Annotated in this window: 6 protein-coding genes; 3 read left to right on the top strand and 3 right to left on the bottom strand. The window is 44.8% G+C overall.

The features are described from left to right. Nucleotides 1-54 precede the first annotated feature (54 nt). Nucleotides 55-717 (bottom strand): imidazoleglycerol-phosphate dehydratase HisB, encoded by a 663-nt coding sequence (gene hisB, locus F6J94_RS29780; RefSeq protein WP_293019849.1) that lies wholly within the window; start codon nt 715-717, stop codon nt 55-57. Between the two features lie 300 nt (nt 718-1,017). Continuing rightward, nucleotides 1,018-1,794 (bottom strand): enoyl-ACP reductase FabI, encoded by a 777-nt coding sequence (gene fabI, locus F6J94_RS29775; RefSeq protein WP_293046915.1) that lies wholly within the window; start codon nt 1,792-1,794, stop codon nt 1,018-1,020. A 680-nt stretch (nt 1,795-2,474) separates the two neighbouring features. Between fabI and F6J94_RS29770 the strand changes: the two genes are divergently transcribed. The 3 genes from F6J94_RS29770 to ntcA all read left to right on the top strand — a co-directional run bounded on the left by F6J94_RS29770 (nt 2,475) and on the right by ntcA (nt 4,008). Next, complete coding sequence (locus F6J94_RS29770; RefSeq protein WP_293046913.1) at nt 2,475-2,753, top strand: hypothetical protein; 279 nt, start codon at nt 2,475-2,477, stop codon at nt 2,751-2,753. Nucleotides 2,754-3,068: 315 nt separating this feature from the next. Further along, entirely contained in the window at nt 3,069-3,218 is a 150-nt protein-coding gene (locus tag F6J94_RS29765) for a hypothetical protein (RefSeq protein WP_293046911.1), read from the top strand. 112 nt (nt 3,219-3,330) lie between these two features. Beyond that, on the top strand, nt 3,331-4,008 hold the full coding sequence (gene ntcA / locus F6J94_RS29760) for a global nitrogen regulator NtcA (protein WP_070391512.1): 678 nt from the start codon (nt 3,331-3,333) through the stop codon (nt 4,006-4,008). A gap of 3 nt (nt 4,009-4,011) precedes the next feature. Here the strand turns inward: ntcA and F6J94_RS29755 are convergent, their stop codons facing one another. Next, on the bottom strand, nt 4,012-5,058 hold the full coding sequence (locus F6J94_RS29755) for a GGDEF domain-containing protein (protein ID WP_293019855.1): 1,047 nt from the start codon (nt 5,056-5,058) through the stop codon (nt 4,012-4,014). Nucleotides 5,059-5,183 lie beyond the last annotated feature (125 nt).

The following is a 5,183-nucleotide window of genomic DNA, read 5'->3' as shown; positions in this document are numbered from 1 at the left end:
ACCAGTCTAAAAGCTGTGGAACTCTTAGTCCCATGGCTTTTTGTTTGTTCTCAACTACAAAACCCCCTTAGAGCTTGGAATCATCCCTGCACGACGAGGATCAATTTCCACAGCCATGCGCATTGCTCTGGCAAATGCCTTGAATGTCGCTTCAATAATATGATGTGAATTGATCCCATCTAGTTGGCGGATATGTAGGGTGAGCTGACTATGGTTAACCAGTGCGACAAAAAACTCCCGCACCAGCTGGGTATCATAGGTTCCGACACGCTGGGTAGGAATTTCTAAGCCATAGCTTAAGTGAGGACGCCCAGAAAAATCTAGAGATACCAGAATCAATGCCTCATCTAGGGGAGCCAGGAAATTCCCGAAGCGGAAAATTCCTTTGCGATCGCTTAATGCTTTTGCCAAGGCTTGCCCTAGGGTAATCCCAACATCTTCGTTAGTGTGGTGATCATCAATTTCTAGGTCCCCATTTGCCTGCACCTCCAAGTCAATCAGTCCATGGGAAGAGATTTGATGCAGCATATGGTCTAAAAATGGGATGCCTGTATTAGCGGTGCAGATACCTGTACCATCTAAATTCAGTGACACTTGTACATCAGTTTCCCCAGTAGTACGCCTGACTGAGGCGGTTCGCGCCTTTAACTTAGACTCTTGGGTGTTGAGAATTATCGCTCCGCTCTCGATCTGCGTCGGGTTATCGCTTACTTGCATTACATCTGTGCTCCTGTCTAACTTAGCTTCATCCGCTCAATTGCCTCACAACGAACATGCGCAGCATGAGTGTGAGATCAATTGCGGACAGGGTTTATATCGTTTATACTAGATATAGTAGGGAATATAAATTAAGAGCTAACCGCCACCTACGTGCTTAAAAATAGAACATATAGTATTGTTCCGGCGGGTCGGGGCATCCTGTGTCGTTAATAAAGTAACCCGTGTATCCGTGCGCCATAGCTGGAGTTGGTAAAAAGCCCACACTGAACCGTGCTTGTCAGTGTGGGAGTATGTCACCTACATCCCCATTATTTCGTAACCAGCGTCTACATATAAAACCTGACCAGTGATGCCACTGGCTAAATCACTACACAAGAAGGCAGCTGCTTTACCCACTTCTTCCTGAGTAACAGTGCGGCGCAGTGGTGCTACTTTCTCTACATGATGAATCATATCCATTATCCCCCCAACTGCTGAAGAGGCTAAGGTCCGGATTGGTCCTGCGGAGATAGCATTGACCCGAATCGTTTGGGGTCCGAGTTCTGCTGCGAGGTAACGAACACTCATTTCCAGTGCTGCTTTGGCAACACCCATCACATTATAATTGGGAATTACTTTAACCCCGCCAAGATAGCTGAGGGTGACAATGCTACCCCCATCAGTCATCAAGTGTTTCCAAGCTGCTGTTAGTCGATTGAGGGAGTAACTGCTAATGTCTAAGGCTAGGGAAAACCCCTCACGGGATGTCTGACTAAATTCTCCCGATAGATCTTCTTTATTGGCAAAGGCTAAACAGTGAATCAGGATGTCCAGTTTGCCCCATTGTTTTGCGATCGCATCCGCAATCGCTTCAATTTGGGCATCGTTTCGGACATCACAGGGCATGATAATGCTAGGCGCGAGGGGCTCTACCAGGTCTCGAACTTTTTTCTCATAGCGACCTTTTTCGTCAGGCAAAAAGTTCACACCTAAATTTGCCCCCGCGTTGTGCAACTGTTGGGCGATCCCCCAAGCAATGGAGCGGTTGTTGGCGATGCCAGTGACAAAAGCATTTTTTCCGTTGAGATCGAGCATGGTTTTTAGGTTGAGTCGCGCTATGAGTCAGGGTTGAAGGTTAGTTAGCCATCTATGACAGCCCAGTTATTATATCCCTGAATGCAGCAACGTTGAGTTTTTAAGCTCCATCTCAACTAGTAATAGGTAATTGTGAGCCCAAGTCTGGTCAAGTATTAAATTGTTATAATTTTTATTATAAATTTTCAGTATAAACGTTTATTATCGTTTATAAGCAAGCGTGCCAGGTAATAAAACTACCTCTATCGGCGATCTGCAATCACCCGGAAGCGAAATAGCGACTAACTCCCCAAGTTAATAGGGATGGGTTATGGCAAGTTTGGTGAGGTTACTCACCCGACTAGAACCAGGTAAATGGCTATTGTGCACCCCATACCCGTTCGCTCCACACCCCAAACCGGGTCTCCTGTTTACCCTTCAGGCTTACCCCCTGAGGTCAGCACCAATCATGACCCCTGAGGTTTTTAGTGTTTGGTAGCAATTTTTACAAAAAATTAGCTCAGATTGATATTAAGTAGTGGGAATTGAAACTCACCGGCCTGTTCGCGTTTCGCCTACGGCGAAACGCGAACGGCTTTGCCAAAAGGCGCGGGGATTCCTAGATCTACGAGCCGCCGTAAACCGCCGAGTTCCTATTTTTGACGCCGCCAAAAACAAGACAATACAAAACCCGCAAATCCGTGAAAACACCAAATTCCCAGTCAATTCACGACAGACCTAGAGGGCAGTTCTCCTTAGGCGTTCAAGTACTTGTTGGAAGTGCCTTAAAAGTCCGTTTCCCTTCCTTTTCCTCAAGTTCCGGTGTGCCCCACCGTACTTTGTTTTATCTCAAAGGTTATTCTTCTAGGTTCACACGCCAACTGTTGATTGACGATTGGGTTTTTAAAGAGGACTTTCCCAGAGACGAAACCTTAGTAGAGTGGAGCCTTACTACAAAACCTTTTCCCTATGCTGCATAACCTGCCGACTATAAAGGCTCCACTCTACTTACGGTAACTTCAAGCCCTCTAGGCATTACTTCTTTATGGGCAATCAATTGCGGATCTCTCTTCCGGTTGAGCCAACGGTTTCTCAGCCTGTACCTATCTAGATTATACACCAAACAGACGTGGATTTTCAGAAAGCCGTCCTAGAAGGACGGGGTTTTAAACCCAATATTTTTGATAAATTTGTCGATTCCACGATGATTGGTACTAATCGCCGCTTCTCCCCCCAGGGGTTAAGTAAGAATCAAGCCAAGAGCTTGCTAAAATATAGACTAGCAGTTAATACTGTTGGCCTGTTGGCAAATTAGCTCAAAACTTGCCCGGTGCGCTTTCCGTAGACAAATTAAATTCGCCACGGGTCGCACCGCCGAAATTGATGGGCAAGGGGAATTGGAAACGGTTGTAGCAGTTCACAATAAACTAAAGAAAACTGTTTAAAATCCGCTAAAATAGCCTAAATATACCAGATTAATGAGCTAATCCGTGGCTTAACATCCCCGGAAGTCTCTTAAATGTAAATAGATAGGGGCATTTGTACAAAGAAATAGATATGGATAGGGTTGTGACGCAGGATACACCACTAGCGGCTGTGTTTCGTCAGATTGGTAGAGGAGCGTTTCCACCAGTCGTAGAAACCTATGAGCGAGGTAAGACGATTTTCTTCCCAGGAGATCCAGCTGAACGGGTTTACTTTTTGCTAAAAGGTGCTGTAAAACTTTCTAGAGTATACGAAGTAGGGGAAGAAATTACTGTAGCACTGCTGCGAGAAAATACGGTTTTCGGTGTTCTATCCCTGATTACTGGTCACCAATCTGATCGGTTCTACCATGCAGTTGCCTTTACAACTGTAGAGTTACTCTCTTCCCCGATTGACCAGGTCGAAAAAGCACTGAAGGAAAACCCGGAATTATCAATGTTGATGTTACGGGGGCTATCGTCTCGGATATTACAGACGGAAATGATGATCGAAACCCTAGCTCATCGGGATATGGAGTCTCGATTGGTGAGTTTTCTATTAATTCTCTGCCGTGACTTTGGGATACCCTGTGGCGATGGCATTACCATTGAACTGAAGTTGTCCCATCAAGCGATCGCAGAAGCTATCGGTTCGACTCGGGTGACTGTCACCCGTCTACTGGGAGACCTACGGGAAAAAGAAATGATTTCGATTCACAAGAAAAAAATTACTGTCCACAAGCCAGTGGTTTTGAGTCAGCAATTTACTTGAAAATTAGTGATTGCAACAACAATAAACCTGATTGCGACCATTAGATTTAGCAATCCGTAGGTTCTCGTCAGCAGATCGCAGTAGGCTTTCCCCTCTATGGTCGTCCGTATGGTTAAGGGAAGCAACACCCAAGCTAATGGTAATTCCGAGCACCAATCTTCCATCAATCTGAAACGGTTGATCGCTAATAATATGTCGCACTCGATTAGCCACTGCTAGGGCTTCTTCACAGTCAGTGTGACTAAGAATGATCACAAACTCTTCTCCACCATAGCGAAAGAGGGAATCTTGAATTCGTAGGTTATGTTTGAGACGACTTGCCAGTAGCTTGAGAGCGCGATCGCCTACCGGATGTCCGTAGTTGTCGTTGATGGACTTGAAATAGTCTACATCTAGGATAATCAGACTCAGGGGCGTTGATTGACTAAAGGCATTTTCGACTTGTCGGGGTAACTCCCATTCCATTGCCCGACGATTGCTCAATTCTGTCAAGGGATCAACCAATGCTATCCTAGATAGGAAATCATTAGTGTGCATTGCTTGCCGGTATAGTCGCACTCCTCGTAACCCTGCCTGAATTTGTGCCTTAAGCAACCGATTTTCTGCTACAGCTATGGCTGAGTCTTGATTACTGATTGAACTGATCCGTAAGTAGGCATCTGCACCGTTTTCTAGGGCTTGAGCACATTCTCTTAACTCCCAGTTTGGGTCTCGGCCCATTTTTGTAATCGCTATTTCGGGCAAGTCATTGATCAAAATGCAGTATATCCAACCGAGCAGCTTTTGTTCTTTAATATGACGACATATTTGTAAACTAGCCACCTGGGTTGCCTGCAAAATTAAAATAGCGGGTTGTCTAGTCTTGATGAGTTGTATGACATCATCAAGTTCCCAAGATACCTCGACAGTGCTAGACCTTATATAGCAAGTCCGCTTCACAAATGCAGTGATAAACTGTTTATTTCCTACTACTAATATAGAAGTATCGTTTTTATTTATAGTTAGCTCTACAGAGCTAATACATTCACCAGCAATTAATAATCTTAACACTGCTACTTCTTCAAGAAAGTATTAGCTAATACGTTTGGCTCTAAATTCACCAGTCTATGGGATTGGCTATGGGAGAAATTTATCTAGTTATCTAGAATCTATCTATCCCATAGCCAATCCCATAG

It is taken from the genome of Moorena sp. SIO1F2 (genome assembly GCF_010672755.1).
GTDB lineage: Bacteria > Cyanobacteriota > Cyanobacteriia > Cyanobacteriales > Coleofasciculaceae > Moorena.
Note: the sequence above shows the minus strand (reverse complement) of the source record. Positions and strands in the feature narration are given on the sequence as shown.

Coding starts and splice junctions, on each gene's coding strand:
- ntcA (WP_070391512.1), top strand. CDS start 3,331: ATGGATAGGGTTGTGACGCAGGATACACCACTAGCGGCTGTGTTTCGT.
- fabI (WP_293046915.1), bottom strand. CDS start 1,794: ATGCTCGATCTCAACGGAAAAAATGCTTTTGTCACTGGCATCGCCAAC.
- hisB (WP_293019849.1), bottom strand. CDS start 717: ATGCAAGTAAGCGATAACCCGACGCAGATCGAGAGCGGAGCGATAATT.